General features: G+C 66.1%; 21 protein-coding genes. 8 read left to right on the forward strand and 13 right to left on the reverse strand.

From position 1 onward, the window contains the following. The first annotated feature begins 69 nt into the window (after positions 1 to 69). Together QH168_RS14240 and QH168_RS14245 are read left to right on the forward strand one after the other, a co-directional pair. A complete protein-coding gene (locus tag QH168_RS14240; RefSeq protein WP_280235114.1) occupies positions 70 to 570 on the forward strand; it encodes a hypothetical protein in 501 nt (166 codons plus the stop codon). Positions 571 to 1,078: 508 nt separating this feature from the next. Beyond that, on the forward strand, positions 1,079 to 2,092 hold the full coding sequence (locus QH168_RS14245; RefSeq protein WP_280235115.1) for a hypothetical protein: 1,014 nt from the start codon (positions 1,079 to 1,081) through the stop codon (positions 2,090 to 2,092). Positions 2,093 to 2,243: 151 nt separating this feature from the next. On the opposite strand, the gene QH168_RS14250 is transcribed toward QH168_RS14245, so the two are convergent. From QH168_RS14250 to QH168_RS14280, 7 genes are all read right to left on the reverse strand, one after another. Further along, positions 2,244 to 2,945, reverse strand: coding sequence for a hypothetical protein (locus tag QH168_RS14250; protein ID WP_280235116.1), 702 nt, complete (start codon positions 2,943 to 2,945; stop codon positions 2,244 to 2,246). A gap of 129 nt (positions 2,946 to 3,074) precedes the next feature. Further along, the gene (locus QH168_RS14255; protein ID WP_280235117.1) at positions 3,075 to 4,529 is read right to left on the reverse strand and encodes a PepSY-associated TM helix domain-containing protein; all 1,455 of its coding nucleotides are present in this window, start codon (positions 4,527 to 4,529) and stop codon (positions 3,075 to 3,077) included. 1,166 nt (positions 4,530 to 5,695) lie between these two features. Then, entirely contained in the window at positions 5,696 to 6,259 is a 564-nt protein-coding gene (locus QH168_RS14260; RefSeq protein WP_280235118.1) for a hypothetical protein, read from the reverse strand. A gap of 69 nt (positions 6,260 to 6,328) precedes the next feature. Beyond that, positions 6,329 to 7,978 carry an acyl-CoA synthetase gene (locus tag QH168_RS14265; RefSeq protein ID WP_280235119.1) on the reverse strand — a complete coding sequence of 550 codons (1,650 nt, stop codon included), beginning with the start codon at positions 7,976 to 7,978 and terminating at the stop codon, positions 6,329 to 6,331. Positions 7,979 to 8,153: 175 nt separating this feature from the next. After that, the gene (locus QH168_RS14270) at positions 8,154 to 9,779 is read right to left on the reverse strand and encodes an acyl-CoA synthetase (protein ID WP_280235120.1); all 1,626 of its coding nucleotides are present in this window, start codon (positions 9,777 to 9,779) and stop codon (positions 8,154 to 8,156) included. 210 nt (positions 9,780 to 9,989) lie between these two features. Next, positions 9,990 to 10,619: a hypothetical protein gene (locus tag QH168_RS14275; protein WP_280235122.1), complete on the reverse strand. Its 630-nt coding sequence runs from the start codon at positions 10,617 to 10,619 to the stop codon at positions 9,990 to 9,992. 158 nt (positions 10,620 to 10,777) lie between these two features. Then, positions 10,778 to 10,906 carry a hypothetical protein gene (locus QH168_RS14280; RefSeq protein WP_280235123.1) on the reverse strand — a complete coding sequence of 43 codons (129 nt, stop codon included), beginning with the start codon at positions 10,904 to 10,906 and terminating at the stop codon, positions 10,778 to 10,780. A 241-nt stretch (positions 10,907 to 11,147) separates the two neighbouring features. On the opposite strand from QH168_RS14280, the gene QH168_RS14285 reads away from it, so the two are divergent. Together QH168_RS14285 and QH168_RS14290 are read left to right on the forward strand one after the other, a co-directional pair. Then, the gene (locus QH168_RS14285; protein WP_280235124.1) at positions 11,148 to 12,341 is read left to right on the forward strand and encodes a CHAP domain-containing protein; all 1,194 of its coding nucleotides are present in this window, start codon (positions 11,148 to 11,150) and stop codon (positions 12,339 to 12,341) included. A gap of 191 nt (positions 12,342 to 12,532) precedes the next feature. Then, positions 12,533 to 13,246, forward strand: a complete 714-nt coding sequence (locus QH168_RS14290) for a DsbA family oxidoreductase (RefSeq protein ID WP_280235125.1) — start codon at positions 12,533 to 12,535, stop codon at positions 13,244 to 13,246. A 26-nt stretch (positions 13,247 to 13,272) separates the two neighbouring features. On the opposite strand, the gene QH168_RS14295 is transcribed toward QH168_RS14290, so the two are convergent. From QH168_RS14295 to QH168_RS14305, 3 genes are all read right to left on the reverse strand, one after another. Next, positions 13,273 to 13,440 carry a hypothetical protein gene (locus tag QH168_RS14295; RefSeq protein WP_280235127.1) on the reverse strand — a complete coding sequence of 56 codons (168 nt, stop codon included), beginning with the start codon at positions 13,438 to 13,440 and terminating at the stop codon, positions 13,273 to 13,275. Between the two features lie 227 nt (positions 13,441 to 13,667). Then, on the reverse strand, positions 13,668 to 14,330 hold the full coding sequence (locus QH168_RS14300; protein WP_280235129.1) for an O-methyltransferase: 663 nt from the start codon (positions 14,328 to 14,330) through the stop codon (positions 13,668 to 13,670). A 65-nt stretch (positions 14,331 to 14,395) separates the two neighbouring features. Further along, positions 14,396 to 16,027 carry an MFS transporter gene (locus QH168_RS14305; protein ID WP_280235130.1) on the reverse strand — a complete coding sequence of 544 codons (1,632 nt, stop codon included), beginning with the start codon at positions 16,025 to 16,027 and terminating at the stop codon, positions 14,396 to 14,398. A 289-nt stretch (positions 16,028 to 16,316) separates the two neighbouring features. Between QH168_RS14305 and QH168_RS14310 the strand changes: the two genes are divergently transcribed. After that, positions 16,317 to 16,655: an MmcQ/YjbR family DNA-binding protein gene (locus QH168_RS14310; protein WP_280235131.1), complete on the forward strand. Its 339-nt coding sequence runs from the start codon at positions 16,317 to 16,319 to the stop codon at positions 16,653 to 16,655. Then, complete coding sequence (locus QH168_RS14315) at positions 16,652 to 17,020, forward strand: hypothetical protein (protein ID WP_280235132.1); 369 nt, start codon at positions 16,652 to 16,654, stop codon at positions 17,018 to 17,020. The genes QH168_RS14310 and QH168_RS14315 overlap by 4 nt, the downstream gene beginning before the upstream one ends. Here the strand turns inward: QH168_RS14315 and QH168_RS14320 are convergent. The 3 genes from QH168_RS14320 to QH168_RS14330 form a co-directional block, all read right to left on the reverse strand. Next, entirely contained in the window at positions 16,992 to 17,342 is a 351-nt protein-coding gene (locus QH168_RS14320; RefSeq protein WP_280235133.1) for a thioredoxin family protein, read from the reverse strand. The two genes, QH168_RS14315 and QH168_RS14320, sit on opposite strands and share 29 nt — an antisense overlap. 89 nt (positions 17,343 to 17,431) lie before the next feature. Next, complete coding sequence (locus QH168_RS14325) at positions 17,432 to 17,878, reverse strand: MerR family transcriptional regulator (protein ID WP_280235134.1); 447 nt, start codon at positions 17,876 to 17,878, stop codon at positions 17,432 to 17,434. Positions 17,879 to 17,957: 79 nt separating this feature from the next. Next, entirely contained in the window at positions 17,958 to 18,347 is a 390-nt protein-coding gene (locus tag QH168_RS14330; RefSeq protein ID WP_280235135.1) for a MarR family winged helix-turn-helix transcriptional regulator, read from the reverse strand. A 196-nt stretch (positions 18,348 to 18,543) separates the two neighbouring features. On the opposite strand from QH168_RS14330, the gene QH168_RS14335 reads away from it, so the two are divergent. Both QH168_RS14335 and QH168_RS14340 read left to right on the forward strand, forming a co-directional pair. Beyond that, complete coding sequence (locus tag QH168_RS14335) at positions 18,544 to 19,872, forward strand: MFS transporter (RefSeq protein ID WP_432421097.1); 1,329 nt, start codon at positions 18,544 to 18,546, stop codon at positions 19,870 to 19,872. A gap of 313 nt (positions 19,873 to 20,185) precedes the next feature. Beyond that, the gene (locus QH168_RS14340; protein ID WP_280235137.1) at positions 20,186 to 21,079 is read left to right on the forward strand and encodes an NAD(P)-dependent oxidoreductase; all 894 of its coding nucleotides are present in this window, start codon (positions 20,186 to 20,188) and stop codon (positions 21,077 to 21,079) included. Positions 21,080 to 21,081: the final 2 nt, after the last annotated feature.

Here is a 21,081-nt window from a genome sequence, read left to right on the forward strand (position 1 = left end):
GGGTCTTGCGCTAGCATCTGTGCTCGGCCGTTCGGGTCGGCCGTATTCAATCGTCCAGGGGGAAAGCTGATGTCATTCGTCGACCTGTTGACGGGTCTCGAGCCGCAGGTGTGGGCCGACGGCAACGTGTGGGCCGGTTCGGTGGAATCGAACCTGGCCCGGCGCGGAGGTGGGGGCGGAGGTGGCGGCGGTGACGAGTTCAACTGGTTCTGGGGAATTCTCTGCATCCTCGTCTTCGTGATCATCATCGGTGTCCTCATCTGGCTCAAGTACTCCGAGCGCAGCGACCGGGAGCGACAGCAACAGCAGCCGCAGTACCCGGCACCGATTCCACCGCACCAGCAGGCGCCTTTCGCGCAACAGCATCAGTCGCAGCCGCAGTTCCCGCATCCACCTCAGTCGCATCCGCAGCAGCCGATGCCGCAATACCCGCCGCAGCCGTACCAGCCGCAGTCGTACGGGCAGCCGCCCCACGGTCAGCCCGGATACGGACAGCAGCCTCCTCCGCCGTACCCCCACGGCGCGTACCCACCCCCGAACCAGCCGTACCCGCCGCAATACCGGCCGTAGGTCCAGGGGCCCCATACCCGAGCGGCCCAGCTGTAGGCCCACTCGATCGGCCTCTGTTGCTGCGCAAGGGAGTTCGGGCGCGGTTCACCCGGCCCGAGGCGTCCACCGAGTCGCGCGTCCGGCACCGCTCCCGCCGACCCGCCCCACGAGCTCGCTGCGCGTTGAATCCGAGTATTCGATGTGGCTCGGCCGCGTACCGACAACGAGTCACGGCACGTCGACGAATCCGGAAGTGTCGAAGTCGCCCCGCCGCCGAGTGACCCGACAGACGCTCCGTATTCGGATGCGCAACGAAAGTTCTTTGTTACCGGAGAGTATTCTTCTCTTGTTACCGGAAAGTATTGTGTCGCAGGTCTCTTTGTGAGGCAAACGTCATTTGAGCTGCGTATCTGATGCTCTAGGCTGGTCGATGTCGACGATGACAAGGACCTCATCGAGGGCGTGACGCGCGCCCTCGACATTCGCGAAAATGCGAAACAATTTATCCAAAGGTTGAATTCGAAAAACAATGGAACACGCACCCCACGGGCAAGTCGACGATGTCATGCACAACCGTTCCGAATTTCGATCCGCTTGGAAATGCTGGTCCATCACAGCACTGAGCCTGCTCACCCTCGTACTTCTGTTCCAGCCGTGGTTGTCGGCCTCGGGCCCCCACGGCGACGTGCAGACCGACGCGTTCGGCCGGATGGACGGCTCCGTCCCCGCGCTCCGCATCTTCGGCGAGCCCGTAGTCTCCATCAACGGTTTGTGGGGGATGCTCATCGGTGTGACCGCGATAGCCGCCCTGTTCGGGGCGCAGCTGCATCGGATCATCGGTGTCGGACGGTCCCTGGCGATCGGCGCCAGTACGGCCAATGCCGTACTCGTTCCGTTGACCCTGTTGTATCTCAACGGGAAGGCGCCGGAACTCGAGGAGATGACGAAAGATCATGACGAGCTGAAAGAGACGCTCGGCAACTTCCTGAAGAGTGTCTTCGGCGGCAGCACACAACCGGCCGCTGCCGAGACGGCGAAGACCGCGGCGACCGCCGCCCTGACGAATCAGGCCCTGATCTGCGGTCTCGTCGTCGCCCTCACCGCCGCGATCGCCGTCAGCATCCGCAACCGGCCCCGCCCGGCCGCCGACACCGGCTCCCAGGAGGAGCTCTCGGACCCGTCGACCGCCGATGCGGCCCCGATCCACGTCGATGATGCCGCCGACGTCATGGAGCGCAAGCTCGAACACATCCTGCAACACAAATATCACCTGATCGAACCGGCCGAGGTCGAAGACGACGAGCATGGCCTGGCCCACGAAGTCGGCCAACAACGTCTCCTGCCACGGTCGGAGCGCCCCCACCGCAGCGATGGTCAGACGTCCAGGCAGACCCGCCGCCGTCCTCGGCCGCGGCCCGCGAACCCGACAACCGAGAAGTCGCAGGTTACGCCGTGGGTCGCTGCTTCTCAGAGTGGTCGGCTCGCAACGCCTTCGCGGATATCGTCCACCGCGCTCGCCGAACGCCAACGCTCCCACAGATAAGACCCGTCGGCTGCCGTCCCACGGTGGTCGTCACCGACGGCGACCACTTCGATGGTCTGGATGTCCGCGTCGAACCTGCGCTCATGTTCCACTGACGACCGACCTACCGCGTCCCGGAAACTACATCTCCCGGGACGCGGTAGGCGTTGGATCACTTGGCCGGGAACGGTGCGTTGATGGTGGTGATGTACTGGATCACCGCGCCGATGGCCACGGGTGTGGTGATCAGGATCTGGCCCGCCACGGCGCCCAGGCTACCGACGGCCATCACACCGCCGAGGCAGCCGATGGCGGCGGCGGGGATGAAGGGGCCGAACAGGCCGATGATGGTGGCCGAGGCGATGGTCGCACCCGCGATGCCGCCGAGTACGCAACCGACTGCCGCACCACCTAATCCGCCGACGAGCGCCGCGACGCTGGCGCCGAAGCCGACCGTGCTGGTCATTCGGCTCCACGCATCCTTCTCACGGTCGTACTCGGATTTGTAGGTGGCCTTGTCCTCGAAGGGGAGAGCCACCGGCCGGTAGGCGGCGTGGGCGAGATCGAATTGCGGGGTGAGTGTGGCAGTACGGCCGGAGATCTCGGCCGCGATCGGGAACTCGAACTCGTCCACCCGGAATGCCAGCGGCATCCCCGCGAGCACACTGCCGTTGGGCGCCTTGATTTTCAGCACCCGGTCTTCGACCACCAGCGAACCCGCGTCGGTGTTGATGACGCTGGTGGTGTCGGTGGCCGTCGCGGTGAAGCCGACCGCCTCGGGCTGTGGCGTGGGCGCGGCCTGGGCAGGGGTTGCGGTCAAGCCGAGGGCGGTGGTCGCGGCGATGGTCAGCAGGGCGAATGTGTTGATCTTCATGGGGGTAATTCCTTGTCGTAGGTAGATGCGCGTCGCGTGGGCGGATACGGGTGCGTCCACGCGATCGAGCGCACGGCGAAGTCGGGCCCACGTCGGTCGTGGGCCCGCGAGTCGAAGATGTATGGGTGGCTACCCGGTGGCGCGACCCCGGACGAGGCCGATCACCACATCGATCAGCAAGAACCCGAGCAGGCTCACCCCGATCAGCGGCGCGAACCAACCGATCAGCAGCGTCACCGCCGCCAGCGGCACGATCAGCACCAGCGGACTACGCCGCGACCAACCGCGCTGCGGAGGCTTGCCGACGGCGAACCGCCCGGCATCGCGGATCGGGCGCCGCCGCCACCACAGCAGATAACCGCGCACGATCACCGTGATCAGGCCGATCATCACCGTGAGCAGCAGCAACTGGTTGAGCAGCCCGAACATCAGCCCCATATGGAACTGGATGCCCCAGTTGGACAGCTTGGCCATGAGCGGCCAATCGGCGTAGGGCAGTCGCGCGGTGATGGAACCGGTGGCGCCGTCGACCGCGACCGCGTCGACGGTGTAGACGCCGGGCAGACGCCGTTCCTTGATCGAGAACGCCGTCGAATCGTCGGCGGGAATCGCGATCTCCGCGGGCCGATCGATTCCGGCCGCGCGCGCCGCCTCGACCACCCGATCCAGTTGCACCACTCGATTGCCGGGATCGCCGACGGGCATGGGCGCCGAATCACCGTGGTGGTGGTCGCCGCCCGCATGGGTCGCCGGTGCATCCGATCCGGGCAGTGCGGTGCTGACCGCGGGTGTGGTCCAGCTGAGGTTCTCGCGCAGTTCGGTGATGTTCGCACCGGCATAGGTCGACCAGGTCATTCCCGTCGCCGACAGCAGGAGCAACACCGGAAGGATCCAGAAACCCACGGCACCATGCCAATTCAGAGTGCGCGCACGTCCGCTGCCGGAACGATCCGGCAACAGCAGCCATCCGGCCGAATTGCGCTCGCGCCTGGCACGTACCCGGCGGACCCACAACAGCAGACCGGCCGCCCCGATCACCCACAGCCACGATGCGGCCAGTTCGCTGTAGAGCCTGCCGGGCTCACCCAGATGCAGATCACGGTGCAGCCGGTCGATCCAGGTGCGCATGGGTAGCGCCCCCGAACTGCCGTAGACCACGGATTCACCGACCGGTGTCGCGGTCGCCGGATCCACGAACACCGCGCGCCGCTCGGATTCCCCGAGCGTCGGATCGCTGAAGATCACCCGTGTGGTGTCGCCCGGTTCGGGTGCCGGTGCCACGGCGACCAACGCCAGATCGGGCCGGTGGGCGACGGCGGCGTCGACCTGCTGGGAGACCGGCCGCGCGGGCCCCGACGAATCGACGTGCAGCAGATCGCTGCTCACGATCGACTCCAGCGTCGGCGCGATCGCGTACAGCGCGCCGGTGACGGCCGCGATCAGGATGAAGGGGCCGACGAAGACCCCGGCATAGAAATGCAGCCGCAGCGCCAATGCGCGGGCGGCGGCACCCGGACTCGGCCGTCGCGGTCCGGGTGGGGAGGTGGACTCCTGCGGTGGAGTCCCGATATCAGTGGTACTCATCGTTGTTCGACTACGTCCTGTGCGAGACGCCCAGCCGCCGACACACCCTGGCCAGGACCTGGGTTGTTCGACAGCTCGAATGGGCGAGGTGGAATCCCGGACACGAGACGATCGCGGTGGTCGTCTGCTGCGCGGATGCCTGGACCGAGGTCGCCGGATCAGCGCGGACAGCATGCTCACGTCGGCCGAACCGCAGAACACTCCGCTGACCCACGCAGCACCGGCGGCGTCACAGCGGAACCACCGTGAGCGACGCGGTACTGCACCATGCCCCGCGGTACTGCACCGGGTTGTGCGGTACCGCGTTGCGCCACGCGGGACTTCAGCGAGCCACACGGTGCTCCACCGAGCCATGCGGGACCAGTCTGAGCCACGCGGTGCTGCGGTGCAGCGCCGAGCTACGCGGTGCTGCGCCGAGTAACGCGGTGCTGCGCTGAGCCACGCGGAACTACAGCAAGCCACGCGTGCTGCGCCCAGCTGCGCGGACCGGGGCGAGCGCCGCGGTGCTGCGCTGAGTGCTGCGAGAGCTTCAGCGAGCCACGCGGTGCTACGCCGAGCCATGCGGAGCTTTCAACAAGCCACGTGTGGCTCCACCAGCCATGCGTTGCTCGACCGAGCTACACGGAGCTGCGGTGAACTACGCGGAGTTACGCCGAGCCTCGCGTGGCTTCAGCGAGCTACACGGTGCTGTGCCAGCCATCTGGCGCCGAGCTTTGCGGCACCAGGACGAGCGACGCGGTGCTCCACCGAGCTACGCGGGACTTCGGCGAGCCACGCGGTGCTGCGCCCGAGCCATGCGGTGCTGCGGTGAGCTGCGCGGAACTACCACGAAACTACGCGGAGTTACGCCGAGCCACGCGTGACTACAGCGAGCCACGTGGGGCTGCTGAGCTACGCGGAACTACAGCAAGCCGCGCGGTGCTGCGTCGAACCACGCGGTGGTCGACGGAGCTACAGCGAGCTACGCCGAGCTACCGCCAGCCACGTGGGGCCTGCGCCGGTCGTGCGGTGCTGTGCCGAGCGCCAACGGGTGCGCGGGAGTACGGCGAGTCACGCGGGGCTACAGCGAGCCATGCACAACTACGGCGACATCACGCACACCTGCGGTGCGGCGATGCAGGCCTACGGCCTACGAGAGCACATCTTCTTGTGTCCGAGAGATGGATTCAGAGACGAACGACCGAAGGGGGGCCGCGGGTCCGTCGCGCTTCGGCCGCGAGCACACGCAGGATGACGCGATCGCGATGGCTGGTGCGCAGGGGAGCGGGCCCTGCAATGGCGGGCGGGTGGTACCGCATGGGCAGGACTCGGGCCAGGGCCGAGCCGCCGATCCGGTAGGTGATTTCGGCGCCCCGGATCAGCGCCGCCGCCACCACGACCGCGACCAGGTGCGCGGCGATCATGGCGGGCGTCAGCTGCATATCTCCGTGATGCAGATGTCCCGAACCCCACCCCATCGAGAGGTGGCCGAGGAGCTGGCCCGCGGCGAGCACCGTGATCAGCCCGGTTGTTCCGGTCCGCAACGGGCCGAATCCGCCGACCAGGGCACCCACCAGCGCGGAGGCGGCGAGGAGCAGGACGAGGGTGGCGCCGCTCGGCGCCATCCCACCGGAGGCCCAGCCGTGCGCCGCCACCGAGACCGTGCCCGACAACGATCCGGCCGCCCCGCCGCGCATATGCGCAATGCCGCTGCGGTCATCCGCAGGGGGTCGGCCGAACCTGATGATCACGCGCTGATGATAGCCGAGGGGTATTCATCCGATGTCTACCTCGGCCGCTATCGGGTAGCGGGCACGGGCCTATGACGCGTCGACGTCCATCTCGATCAGCGGCTTACGCAGGAGCTTGCCGGTGGCGTTGCGCGGTAGTTCGTCGAGGAAGATCACTTCGCGCGGCACCTTGTAGCGGGCCAGGTTCTGCTTGACGTAGTCCTTGATCTCCTGGACGTCGCGAGCCGAATCGGGCCCGGGCACGACGAATGCGCGCAGCCGCTTGCCGAACTCGCGGTCGTCGACGCCGACGACGGCCGCCTCCAGCACGTCGGGACGGTTGGACAGCAGGTGCTCGACCTCCTGCGGGAAGACGTTCTCGCCACCGGAGACGATCATGTCGTCGTCGCGGCCGTCGATGAACAGCAGACCGTCCTCATCGAAATGGCCGACGTCACCGCTGGACATCATGCCGTCCACCCGCTCCTTGGTGCGGCCGTCGGTGTAGGCGCGGAATCCGTGCGCGTTCTCGATGAAGATCGTGCCGGTGACATTCGGCTCGGTGATGAGCTTGCGGTTCTCGTCGTAGAGGGCGATCCGGATACCGGCGGGTGGGCGCCCGGCGGTGCTCGGGGCCTTGCGCATGTCGTGCGGTGTCGCCACCGTGATCACGGCGCATTCGGTGGAGCCGTACAGGTTGTAGAGCACCGGGCCGAAGTACTCGTCGGTGCGCACCACCACGTCCGGCGGAATCGCCGAACCCGCCGCGAAGATCACCCGCAGCGTCGACATATCGTATTTCGCGAGCACGTCGGCGGGCAGGTCGAGCATCCGTTGCAGCATGGTCGGCACCACGACCAGCGAATCCGCGCGGTGTTTCACGATATTGGCCAACGTCAGCTCGGGGTCGAAGCGGCGTTGCTGGAAGATCACCCGGTTGCCGAGCGCGAGACCGAGGGTGAACTGCGAGAGCCCGGTGCCGTGGAAGATCGGGGCCGCCATCACCATGGTGCCGTTCTTCGGCAGCGGCACCCGGTCGAGGAATTGGGCCGACATGAACGGGCTGACCCGGTCGCGTGGGGCGCCCTTCGGGGTGCCGGTGGTGCCGCTGGTGAGGATCACCATGCCGCCGGGCTTGGCCGGAGCCGGCATGGTTTCGGTGGAGCGGCCCGCCGACAACGATTCGATGGTCGGGATCGACGCGTCGGCGCCGTCTTTTTCATCCACCCAGGTCAGCACTCGTGGAATATCGGCGGGGATGGCGCTCATCAGGTCGAAGAACTCGCTGTCGTGCAGCACCGCCTTGATCTTCTCGCGGGCCGCCACATCGGCGAACTGGGGTTTGGCGAAGCCGGTGTTCATCAGCACCGCGCGTACGCCGAGCTTCCCGGCGGCGAGCAGGCTCAGCACCATACCGCGATGGTCACGGGCCAGCACCGCGATGACATCGCCCTGACCGATGCCCTTCGCGGCCAGACCGCGGGCGAAGGCGTTGGACAGCTCGTCGAGCTGACCGAAGGTGAGTTCACCCTGCTCGTCGACGATCGCGGCGGACTGCGGCCTGGTCTGCGCGGCGTGCATGACGACACCGGCGAACGGGCCGTACTTACGTATGTTGTAGAACGAGCGGGCGCCATGGTCGAGGCGCAGCGGGTTGAACAACCCGCGCTTGACCATGACATTCACGCCCAGGGCGAGGTCACGCGCCTTGCGGACGGGGGCGGGGGTCGACAGAGCCATGCGACAACAACCTTCCGCGATCCAGCCACCGTGACCGGGGTGGGGTGGATCGCAACCTCGGGATCCAGTGCTGGTGCTAACAATAGCAAGCATTACTGGCGAGTAGTGGTGCTCGTCTCACACACGCCGATGCCGGGGTCGATGTCCACCTCGACCCCGGCATCGGCGGATACGACTACTGCTCGACCTGGTACTCCACCAGCACTCGGCGCAGCAGTTTGCCGGTCGGGTTGCGCGGCAGATCGTCGAGGAAGACCACCTCGCGCGGCACCTTGTACCGGGCCAGGTTCTCCTTGACGAAGGTCTTGATCTGCTCGGCGTCGGGCGTATGCCCGGGCTCGGGGACGACGAAGGCACGCAGGCGCTTGCCGAACTCGACATCGTCGACGCCGATGACGGCCGCGTCGAAGATGTCCTCGCGCTCCAGCAGCAGGTTCTCGACCTCCTGCGGGAAGACGTTCTCACCGCCCGAGACGATCATGTCGTCGTCGCGGCCGTCCACCATCAGCAGGCCATCGTCGTTGAAATGGCCGACGTCACCGCTGGACATGTAGCCGTCGATGATCTGCTTGTGCCTGCCGTCGGTGTAGCCCTCGAACGGCGCACCGCTGCGCACGAAGATGCGCGCGGTGACGTTCTTGTCGAGCACCCGCTGGTCGTTGTCGTCGAACAGCCGCACATCACAGGTGATGGGCGGGCGACCGACGGTGCCGGGGGCCTTGGCGAGTTCGGCGGGGGTGGCGATGGTGGCGATCGCGACCTCGGTCGAGCCGTACAGGTTGTACAGGACCGGCCCGAACACCTCGGTGGCGCGAATGCACAGCTCCGGCGCCAGCGCGGACCCGGCGAGCAGGATCACCTTCAGCGACGACAGATCGTATTTGGCGCGCACATCGGGGGGCAGTTCGGTCATCCGGTGCAGCATGGTCGGCACCGCGACCAGCATCTCGGCCTTGTGATCGGAGATCATCTTCAGCGTTGCCTCGGCATCGAAACGGCGTCGCATCACGATCTTGTTGGTGAGGACCGTGCCGACCAGCCAGGTGCCCAGTCCGGTGCTGTGGAACAGGGGCGAGACGATCACCATCGTGCCGCGCCGCGGGAACGGCACCCGATCGACGAACTGCGCCGTCGCCATCGGCGTGACCTTGGTGCGCGGTGCGCCCTTGGGCAGGCCGGTGGTGCCGCTGGTCAGGATGATGAAACCGCCCGGCTTGTTCGGGGCGGGCAGCGGCTCGGTGGAGTTCGCGGCGATCAGATCATCGAAGGTGGTTGCGCCTTCGGGCAGTGCGGTGCCTTCGTCGACCCAGGTCAGGAAGCGCGGCAGATCCGCGGGCAGGGCGTCGAGCAGGCCGAGGAATTCGCTGTCGTGCAGCACCGCCTTGACGTTCTCGCGGGCGCACACCTCGGCGAACTGCGGCTTGGCGAAGCCGGTGTTCATCAGCGCGATCCGCACGCCGAGCTTGGCGGCGGCCACCTCGGCCAGGATCAGCCCGCGATGATCGCGCGCCAGCACGCCGACGACCATGCCCTCGGCCAGACCGGCGGCCTGGAGTCCCCGCGCGACAGCGGTCGACTGTTCGTCGAGTTCGCGGTAGGTGAGTTCACCGCGTTCGTCGGCAAGGGCGACCTGCTCGGGAGCGATACGGGCCGAATGCCGGACCAGGGCGGCGTGCGGGCCGTAGACCCGCGTCTCCTTCATGGTCTTCAGGGTTTCCAGCGGCGCTTTGGGATCGCTGACTCCACGCGAGCGCAGCACCCCCAGCGCTTTGACGGCCTCCAGCGTATGCGCCAGGTTCACCACGAACACCTCCACAAACTCTCGCGTCGGTACTCGACCTAGCGAAATCGAACGGGCATATCGGATGCCTACCGTAGCAGTGCACGTGTGACAGGTCACATACAAAGCCGACATATCGGACTCTATGTCTGCTCCGGTGCCTGAACCCCGAGATGAGACGGGCGCGCCTGTGACCTCACAGAACGCGCCCGTTATCGGTGAGCGGGGCTGTCAATTGACGACTGCCCCCAGTGACGGGAACGAGATGGTGCCGAGCTTGTACTCGAAGCCGTCCGGGTGCTGATCGCTGACCGGCACCGACCAGCGGTGCCACAGGGTGCCGTACACCGCGGCGACGACCATGCCGGGGCCGGGGTCGATCACCCGCGAGCGGATCGTGGTGTCGACCGGAATGTCGTTGTGCTCGGTCAGCACCTCGGTGCCGCTGCGTCCGTTGGACAGGTTCAACCAGATGACCTCGAGCTTGGCGCCGGTCTGGTTCGGGGCGATCGTGCCGGGTCCACCGAAGAAGCCGAAACGGAATCCGTCGATGCCGAGCGCGATGCCGGAGCCGTAGACTCCCGCACCGCCACCGCGGCCGATATCGGATTGCGCGGGTACCTGGAACGGCTGGGCGGGCAGCGCCACCTCACCGGCGGCATCGAGACGCTCCGGCTCCGCCAGCACGCGGTCGATGGCCTGTTCGGCGGCCGGGTTGCCGGTCGCTACGGCCCGCAGTTGCTCGGCGGCCGAGATCCAATCGACGGTTTGCGACTCCGCGGTCGCGTGACCGGTGAACAGCATGGCGGCAGCGGCGGTCGCGGCGAGGCCGGTCGTGAAACGGGAAATCAAGCGTGGCATGTGCCTGTCTCCTTCGGAAGATTCATTCCTTGGTACAGCTCGACAACACCATCCGTTTCCTGGGACGAAACGGTCCGGCGGCTACGTTGCCAGCGATATGCCGCACTGTCCAGAGCCGCCGCCGAGACGCGCCGTCGGGGCGTTCGCCGATATGCCGGTCAGCGTCGCGTACTCACCACTGCCACGAGCAATGGAACCAGCCGCTGCGCGGGCACTTCGAATCGGCCGAGGCCCGCGGTATGCAGCCAGCCGACCGCCGCGAGTGCGCGTAGACGGTGGTAGATCATCGAAGCTACGTAGCCGGGGGAGCGGGTGGATGTTCGCCGTCCTGCGGTCGCGTCGAGCGTTCGGCAGAGGGTAGTCCGGCGGACTCCGCGCCTATCCCCAACTCCGGGAATGCTCGATACTCGAGGCGTCGCAGGTGTTCGTCATCAGGTGATCTGATGGTTGTGGGCGAGTGAGGGTCCGGATGCTCCTGGTTAACTACTCGCTGGGGAATGGGACCCGGGCTATCGGGAGGTGGTGGCGATGAGTCTGGCGACAGATCTCGAGCAGATCGATAACCTACGTGCTCCAGGCAATTCACCGCCGGGGCTCGTCTCCACCGTCAACATGGCCAAGCTGGCCATTCGGGTGCAAGTGTTGCAGTTCGCCTCCGGTGAGTCACCCGGACAACCGGATCTGCTCGACCGGCTGCAAAAGGCCAAGCTGTTGCGCAACTCCGATATCGACGGTACCGACGCCAAGTCCGTGATGGTCGAAAAGTATGGCGAGCGCAAGAGTGACTTCCAGGCCATCGAGAACGATCTGCGGACCAAAAGCGATAAGGTCGACGGCTCGGTCACCGGCACTTACGATACCGCCAAAGGCACCCGCAAGGATGTTATGGAGCAGGTCGGCATCTTCCGGGACGCGCTCGCGGACGCGGCCAACCTCAGCAAGGGCAAGGAGGAAATGCCTCCACATATCGCCAACCGGACGTCCGCGATCGCGCTGCGGGTCGCCGACCAGGTGTACGACCTGGTCAACGGCGCCTACACCAAGATCAAGAAGGATGCCGCCGCCATCAAGGCGGCTACGCCGAACCCGCAGCAGAACATCGGAAACTCCCCGAGCGCGATGGGCGGAAGAAGTCCGATCAGCATGCCGTCGGGCGGGTCGTACTCGCAGGCGTCTGCGCGCGAACCGCACCGCATCGCGTCGAGCGGGCGCACTCCATGGACCGGAAACACGCAGAGCGTGATTCCCAATACCGGGCAGGGTCCGATCGCTGACGCGGTAACTCTCGCAATAAGCGAGGTGGGCACACGGGAGGTGGGAACATCCAACTATGTGCCTGGAAAGGAATACGACATCAAAGACGCCTGGTGTTCCTCGTTCGCGACGTGGCTATGGGAGAAGACAGGCATTACTCCCCCGGCCAAGTCGTATTGGCGCAACAAAGATGGGGTCGCCGCAGTCTGGTCGCAGGCCGGGGAAAAAGGGCTTGCTGGCAACATATCCACAGCACAGCCAGGCGATCTGATCGTCTGGGGGCACCAGAACCACATCGGTATGGTGGTTGCGCGAAACGGGAACAGCGTCACCGTTGTCGAAGGCAATGCTGGTGATGCTGTTCAGAAGAACACCTACGATCTGAGCCGCGGGGGATTCGCAGGCGTCATCCATCCGCCTGCCTCCTCAGGACAAGGGCAACGGCAACCGGCGGGTGTGGGGAATTGACGGGCTGCCACCGTGTGTCAGTCGTCGTTGCCCGGTAGTCACTCACCAATGGTGCCAGGGTGTTTCCGTGCACGGACGCTCCGCGACTGAATGTAGTGGTCCAACCCACGGTATGTCGGGAACAGATCGGATAGCCGCGATGTTGCTCATCGATCGGGGACACCGCCGTAACCGATGACGAGAGGACAACCGTGCGGGTCGAGATCTGGACCGATATCAACTGTCCGTTCTGCTATCTGGGTAAGGCGCGGTTCGAGGAGGCGTTGACGGAGTTCGCGCACCGCGACGACGTGGAGGTCGTGCATCGTTCGTTCGAACTCGATCCGACTCTGCCCGCCGACGAATCCGGTCCGGTGGTAGCGAAGATCGCCCACAAGTACGGCATCAGCGAGGCGCAGGCGGCGGCCAATGAGCGCGGTATCGGCGCGCAGGCGGCGGAGTACGGTCTGCCGTATCTGACCGAAGGCCGTGATTACGGCAATTCCTTCGATATGCATCGGCTGCTGCATCACGCACTGGCGCAGGGTTCGCAGGATGCCCTGCTCGATGCGCTCTACCGGGCGAATTTCGCCGACGAGCGGTCACTGTTCGGTGATCGGGAGCGCCTGGTCGAGGTTGCTGTCGGGGCCGGTCTCGATGAGGCCGGGGTGCGCGCGGTGCTCGACGACCCCACCGCCTACGCCGACGCCGTGCGCGCGGATGAACGGGAGGCCGCCCAGCTCGGGGCCAATGGCGTGCCGTTCTTCGTCATCGACCGTAAGTACGGGGTTTCCGGAGCGCAGCCCGCCGCAGTGTTCACGCAGGCCCTGAGTCAGGCGTGGGCCGACCGTGCACCAGCCGTGCAGTTGGTCGCCGACGGCGATACCTGCGGGCCGGATGGGTGCGAAGTTCCGGCACGGGACTGATCCCGACGCCGTCGAGGGCGGGCTGATCAGTCGGTGGAGTCGGTACCGGATTCGCGCTTCGGCGCCCCGGTCAACCGGATGACGCCCGCGTTCAGGTCGATATCGAGCTGCGGGCGGTGCGGTTCACCATTGCTGTCGCCGCTGCCTTCATCGGTCAGCTTCTTACCGGGGAACAGTTCGCCGATCACGCCCATGAACCCACCATAGCGACGGCGGAGGCGGTCGCGATTTCCCACGCGTGATCGTGAGAGGACGGAGGCGGGCCGACGGAGAAGAATCAAGCAGGCGGCGTGGTCATGCGTGATCGGCAGGGGCTCCGCCGCGAGCTGAGTGGACACACCATATGCCCTTGTGTGCAGGGTGTTGGTGCACCCGTCCGTCCGGACGCCATCGAGTCGGGCCACGTCCGAACCGATACGCGTCAGTCGGTGACGACCGCGTACGCGAACCCGTCCCAGCCTTTGGAGCCGACAGTCTGAAGCGCGGTCGCGTCCAACCGCGGTTCGCTGCCGAGCAGTTCGAGCACTGCACGGCTGGCGCGCACCGCGGCGTCCTCGGACTCTCCGTCGATGATCCGCCCGCCGCGCACCACATTGTCGACAATGATCACCGAACCGGGCCTGGTCAGCCGCAATGCCCACCGCACATAGTTGGCGTTGTTGACCTTGTCGGCATCGATGAACACCAGGTCGAACGGCGCACCGCCCTCCTGTTCGAGCGCGGGCAGACTGTCCAGCGCCGCCCCGACACGAATGTCCACCCTGGCGCCGACTCCCTTGCGGTCCAGATTCGTCCGTGCGACCTCGGCGTGTCTCGGCTCGTACTCCATGGTGACGACCTGTCCTTGCGGTCCCACCGCCCGCGCCAGCCACAATGTGCTGTACCCACCGAGCGTTCCGATCTCGAGCACCCGTCGCGCTCGCACCGATCGCGCGATCAGGTGCAGGAACATCGCCTGCGCCGCAGAAACGTCGATGGCGGGCAGCCCGGCGGCCGCATTGGCCTCGAGCACATCCGAATCCGCTTCGCCCACAACTGTATCCACCAGGTATCGGTCGACCGCACCCCACTCGGCATTCGTCATACCGGAAGTCTTCCACGCGCATCGTGCCCATGCGATCGGACCCATTCACGCACGATCGAACCTCGTCAGTCCCGCACCGGGGACGGGTCGGGGATCTCGCCCGGCCGGTAGTCGGGAAGCCGACTGGCGGGCACGATCGCCGTCGCGCTGATGCCCGCCAGGATCAGCAGGCCGAATTTGAGGGTACGAAGTCGCACGTCTTCGTTCACCTCGACGGCGGCGTCGACCTGTTCCGGTGTGGCGTCGGTGCGTTCGAGGATCTCGCGCAGCCGGTCGTTGCTGACGAAGTTCACGTTGTCGAGATCGACCTGCGCGATCAGCGAATCGGGCAGCTCCACATTGTCGATGATCTCCTGGCCCACCGTCAGACTCAGGATGGTCACCAGCATCGCGCCGACGACCGCCGTGCCAACGGCCGAGGCGAGATTCTGGGTGGTGCCGCGCAGCGAACCGACATCACCGGCCAGTTTTTTCGGCGCCGAGGTGACGAGCACATTGAACACCAGCGTCACCAGTGCGCCCTGGCCGATGCCGAATACGATCAGTCCGAAGATCGTCGGCACGGTTTCCCAATTGTTGGTGACGACATACGCCAGCCAGATGAGCGCGGCCGTGGTCAGTGTGAACGAGAACATCCCGATCACGCGCGGGGTGAATCGTTTGTAGAACCGCACCACCAGCATCGCGGTGATGAAGACCGTGAGGTTGAACGGCATCATCGCCAGCGAGGTATCGAACGGCGAACGTCCCTGCACGATCTGGATATAGAGCGGAACGGTGAAGATCAGCGCGGCTTCCAGGGCCACGACGATGAACATCGCATAGACCGCGGCGCGTTCCCGTGAACTACCAAGCACCGACAGATCCACCAGCGGCGCCTTACCCTCCCGCATGCGCCGACGAGTCCACATGATGAACGCCTGCCCGAGCACGATGCCGACCACGATCAACACCGGCGCGGGTGACACTCCGAGCAGGTCGAACGGTGCGTCGGGATCGGCGAAGAACACACCCCAGGCATTGAGATTGTTGAAGCCGATGGTGAGCAGCACGATCCCGGCGCCGATGAGCGCCGCTGCGGTGAGGTCTATCTCGATGCCCGCGTCGCCGTCGTCGGAGCGCAGGGTGAAGCTGAAGGCGAAGACCACCACGGCCAATGCGAGCACGATGCCGAAGACCGGCCGCCACCCGATGAGCGTGCCGAGCGCGCCGCCGATGAAGAACGCGCTCACTCCGGAGATGGCGCGTGCGGACCCGAGTGAACCGATCGCCGTGGCCTGCTGATCACCGTGATAGTTCTCCGCGATCAACGCCACCAGCGACGGGACGATGATGGCCGCCGACGCTCCGGCCACACCCTGGGCGGCGATCGCCCAGCCGACCGAGGGCGAGACGATCATCATGATCGCCGAGGCGCCGAACGTGGCGACGACGACGCGAAAGATCGCCACCCAGCCGATCCGCTGCCCCAACTTTCCGCCGACCATGACCAGCGCGGCGACCGCCAGTCCGTAGACGACGATGGTCGAGCTGACCACCGTGGGCGCGACCTCGAAGTCCTCGACCATCCCGCCGAGCGAGATGGGTAGGGCGGCCACATTGAACGACATCAGGACCTGCGCGAAGAACAGGCCGACCATCGGCAGCCACGAGGCGCGTTCGGGTGTGATTGCCGCGGTGGTCGATTCGGTTGTCATGCCGAGGTCTCCTTCTCGGTACCGGGACCGGCCGCACAGCTGCTGCGGCGGCGGACGTATCGGTGCCCGAGAGGCGCCGCAGCTCGCCGGATCGGCAGACCGGGCCCGGCGGGTGCCGGGTGGATGCCGATGGTCGGATCTGGCCCCACGATCAGGTCGAACCCGGGAAGTATGGCTGCCGGTGGCGATCCTTGTCCGAAGCGACACAGGATGGAGGCGACAATGTTATCGAAGGGCCTGCGGTGCACGGGGTCGGCGATTGTCGGTGCCACCTGGAAGAATTCGCCGTATGAGTGCCACCGGTGACGATGTCCGTGCCTTCGCTCTGTCCTTACCGGAGACCACGGAGCAGTTCACCTGGGGTATGCCCATCTTCCGGGTGGCGGGCAAGCTCTTCCTCACCCTGCCCGAATCCGAGACCTCGATGGCGGTCCGCTGCCCCATCATCGAACGCGACGAACTCGTCGTCGCCGAACCGGCCAAGTTCTGGATCGCCTCCCATGAGGCGGCCAACGCCTGGGTGCGGGTGCGATTGGCCGCGCTCGACGACCACGAAGAACTGACGGCGATCATCACCGACTCGTGGCGGCAGGCCGCGCCACGCGAGCTGCTGGGGGACGCGCAGTGACGGCCGATCGCCGTCGAATCCTGAAGGTAGGCGCACGGCAGTACCTGTGGAAGACCTACCACCGGCACCTGGATGGTTGCGAGGAAGTGCTGCGGTTGCGGGAATTCGGGTCGGTGGCCGGTCTGACACTCGTCTTCCGGCCCGGCGGCGAGCGCCGGGTCGCCGACGGCGGGACCTCCGCATCCGGCGACATCCGGCTCGGTGAACGCCTGCTGAACCTGAACGAGCCCGGTGTGGTCCGCGCCTTCCTCGACGCGGCCGTCGATGCGGGCTGGATGGCCGAAACCCGCACCGCCGGGCTTCGAGACGGGTGGGAGCTGTTCGATATCGCCTACGTCAGGCGGGGACCGCGTCACCTCGGATGACGTCGGCGATCTCGTCGAGCAGTCGGCGCTTGGACCGCGCGCCGACCAGCCGCCTGGCCTGTTCACCGCCGCGGAACACCATGAGGGTCGGCATCGCCAGCACCCCGTACGCGGCGCTGGTTTCCGGGTTCGCGTCCACATCGAGGGTCACCACCTTCAATTGCGGCGTCTGCGCGGCCAGTTCGGCGAGTACCGGCGTAATCATTCGGCAGGGACCACAGTGGTCGGAGGTGAAGTCGACCAGCACGGGGAGTTCGGACCGCAGAACCTCGTCCGCGAAGGTCGCATCCGTCACCGTGGTCACCGCGTTGCCATGGGTCATCGTCATCTCCTGTGCTCGTAACCGGCACCGGCGACGGTAGACATTGACGTCGGGGTCAAGGCAAGGGATGTGATCGGGCTACTGCCGGTTCACCGCTGCGAGGAGGTCGTCGGGCGGATGCGGCCGATCCCGTTCTGCGCCGGTCCCACCGCGGTGAACTCGCAGGCCGGCGCGGGTGCCGCAGCGTCGGGGTCCGGTCGGGCGAGTCGGTCGAGGATCCAGCTCCGCACTCCCTGCAACTGCCCGATGAGGTCGTCGACCTCGGCCAGCTTCCTTCGATAGACCTCGGCCGAGGCCGGGCACGAATCGCCGGAGGGGTTTCCGGCTTGCAGGCATTCGACGAACGGGCGGATCTCCTCGAGTCCGAACCCGCAGTCCTGCAAGGTCTGGATCTGACGCACCACCCGGTAGTCGTCTTCGCCGTAGACGCGGTACCCGTTGGTATCGCGGTCGGCGTCGAGTAGGCCGAGTGATTCGTAGTACCGCAGGGCACGCGTAGTCGTCGCCGCGCGCTCGGCCAATTCACCGATCCGCATCCCGATCCTTTCCGATCCGCGCACGGGGCGCGCTATCGGTGACAACCGCGCGGGCCCGGATCTTCATCCGGGGCCGGTGTCAGGTCAGGTGCTTGCGGAGGACTTCCTGATGCGTCGGCCGGGCCGCGGCGAGGCGTTCACGGCCTTCCGGAGTGAGCTTCAGGAAGTTGGCGCGACGGTCGAAATCGCAGGCGGCGCGCTCCACCAGCCCGGCCTTCTCCAGCCGGGTCACGGTACGGGAGAGCGCGCTCTGACTCAGGTACATCTCGGTCTCGATGTCCTTCATCTTGACCTTCTCCTCCTGCGCTTCGCCGCAGCGCCCGCCGAGCACTTGCAGCACCTCGAATTCACTGAGTCCGAGCTGATGCTGCGTTTGTAGCGCGCTCTCCAGCTCGCAGGAGGTGCCGTGGTAGAGCCGCAGCGTATCGGACCACTTCGCGCAGACATCTTTGTCGGTGTCGTGGTACATGACCCGAGGCTAGCATGTCAAGGCATTATATGCACTCGCATTACATGTGTTGACATTGAATGCATGTGCATTTAAGTTACCTGACGTGACCACGACAACGGCACCCCAGAACCTCACCGCTCCTACTACTTCCGAACCAACCGCAGGTGGTTGGGGGCCCAAGCTGTGGGCCATCCTGTTCGTCGCCGGTCTGGCGATGTTCCTCGACGCCCTCGACGTCTCCATGGTCGGCGTCGCGCTGCCCTCCATCGGCCAGGACCTCGGCCTCGACACCTCCGCGCTGCAATGGATCGTCAACGGCTACATCCTCGGCTACGGCGGACTGCTGCTACTGGGCGGACGAGCCGCCGACCTGCTCGGCCGCAGACAGGTCTTCCTCACCGCACTGGTGGTCTTCGGAATCGCCTCGTTGATCGGCGGCCTCGTCGATGACGGTGCGTTGCTGATCGCCACCCGCATCATCAAGGGTGTCGCCGCCGCCTTCACCGCACCGGCCGCACTCTCGATCATCACCACCACGTTCAAGGAAGGTCCCGACCGCAACCGGGCCCTGTCGATCTTCACCATCTTCGGCGCCACCGGGTACGCCTCCGGGCTGATCGTGTCCGGCCTGCTCACCGGCATCGACTGGCGGCTGACCTTCTACATGCCCGTCGCCGTCGTCGCCGCCGTGACGATCACCGCCTACTTCGTCATCCCGCGCAATATCGAAAAAGAAGAGGGCCGCATCGATTTCACCGGTGCCGCGCTGCTGACCGGTGGCATGCTCGCCGCGGTCTACACGATCGTCACCGCGCCGGAGACCGGCTTCACGCCCACCGTCATCGCGACCACCATCCTCGCCGTCGGCCTGCTCGGCACGTTCTTCGTGGTGGAGAACCGGGTGAGCCACCCGCTGGTGCGGTTGAGCATCTTCAAGGTGAAGTCGATCGTGCGGGCCAATCTGGCCGCGCTGGCCATCTTCGGTTCCTACCTGAGCTTCCAGACCATCGTCTCGCTCTACCTCCAGAACACCCTTCAGTGGGAGCCGTTGCAGATGGCGCTGGCGATGGCGCCGACCGGCATCATCGTCGCCATCCTGTCGCCGATCGCGGGCAAGTTCATCGACCGGTTCGGCACCACCCCGATGATTCTGGCCGCACTCACCTCGTTCGTCGCCGGTTACGTGTGGTTCCTGATCCGCGGCGGCAGCCCCGACCCGGCCTACGCCATCGACTACCTGCCCGCGTTCCTGCTGCTCGGACTCGGCTTCGCCCTCGGCTTCTCGGCGGTCATGGTGCAGGCCACCGAAGGTATCGCCGACCATGAGCAGGGTCTGGCCTCCGGTCTGGTGCAGACCTCGTTCCAGATCGGTGGTGCGGTGGTCCTCGCCATCGCCACCGGCCTGATCAGCGGCGCCGCCTCCGACGGCATCGCCGGATACCGACCCGGGCTGTACCTGGTCACCGTGGTCTCGGTGATCGGCCTGATCGCCTCCGCTTCGGCCGTGCTGGCCCGCAAGCAGGCGGTCGCCGAACTCGCGTGAGCGGATTCGACAACTGAACAGACGAGTGGGGTCGCCGAATCGGCGGCCCCACTGTCGTAGGTCGATCTCGAGGCGCAGCACCGCTACGCGGCCGCCCGGTGCGAGGACACCCGGTCTGCCTGTGTCGCATGGCTCGCCGAGGTGACCATTCGCATACCGGATTCGGTACGGCCGTGCTGACCTCATGGGTTACCTCGGCGTAAGCAACTCCACCAAGAAGTAGGTACTTGTCGCGGGCTTGTGGCACACCGAAACTCGGGAAGTCGAACGAGGTCGTGGACCTCGCCGCGGTTCGCAGATGATCGGAGTCGAAATGAATGAAAGAGCACGCACCGCCGTGACCGTCCTCGGGCTCGGTTCGATGGGCAGCGCCCTCGCCGCGGCATTCGTCGGCGCGCAGTACGTGACCACCGTGTGGAACCGGAGTCAGGAGCGGGCGGCGGCGTTGGCCGCGAAAGGGGCGATTCAGCAGCCGAAGATCGCGGATGCGGTGGCGGCGAGCCCGGTGATCATCTCCTGCTTCAGCACCTTCGAGGCGACCAGGGAGAGCCTCGCCGACGTAGATCTGCGCGGACGCGACCTGATCACCCTGAACAGCGCAAGCCCCGCCGAGGCCCGTGATTTCGCACGGTGGGCCGCCGAGCGTGGAGCGCGCCTGCTCGCCGGGGCGATCAAGAACGTGCCGTCGGCGGTGGGCAACCCGGACACGCTGCTGTACTTCGGCGGCGATCGGGAGGTATTCGACGACCATGCCGACACCTTGCGCACGCTGGGCGGCAATCTCGAATTCCTCGGTCCGGAACCGGATCTCGCCGCCCTCTACGAATCCGCCGTCGGCGCCACGCTGCTGCCCGCATTGCTCGGCTTCCTCGAGGGCGCGGCGATCCTGGCCACACGCGGCTATCAGGCGCGAACGATGGTCGGCTATTCCGTGCAATGGTTGCAGATGATCGAGTCGGTCCTGCCGGTCGTCGCCGACGAGATCGACAGCCGCGACTACACCCACCTCGGTTCCTCGATCGAGCTGTTCCAGCACGCGATCGATCAGGATGTGCAGCTCGCCGCCGAGTCGGGTGTCGACCTGTCCTGGCACACACCGATGCATGAGCTGATACAGCGGGCGGTGGACGAGGGCCGGGGTCGGCAGAGCATTACCGCTCTCATCGAATTGCTCGCGCGGCCATCCGGTTCGGTGGTCGCGCAATAGGC

The organism is Nocardia cyriacigeorgica (assembly GCF_029868385.1).
GTDB lineage: Bacteria > Actinomycetota > Actinomycetes > Mycobacteriales > Mycobacteriaceae > Nocardia > Nocardia cyriacigeorgica_F.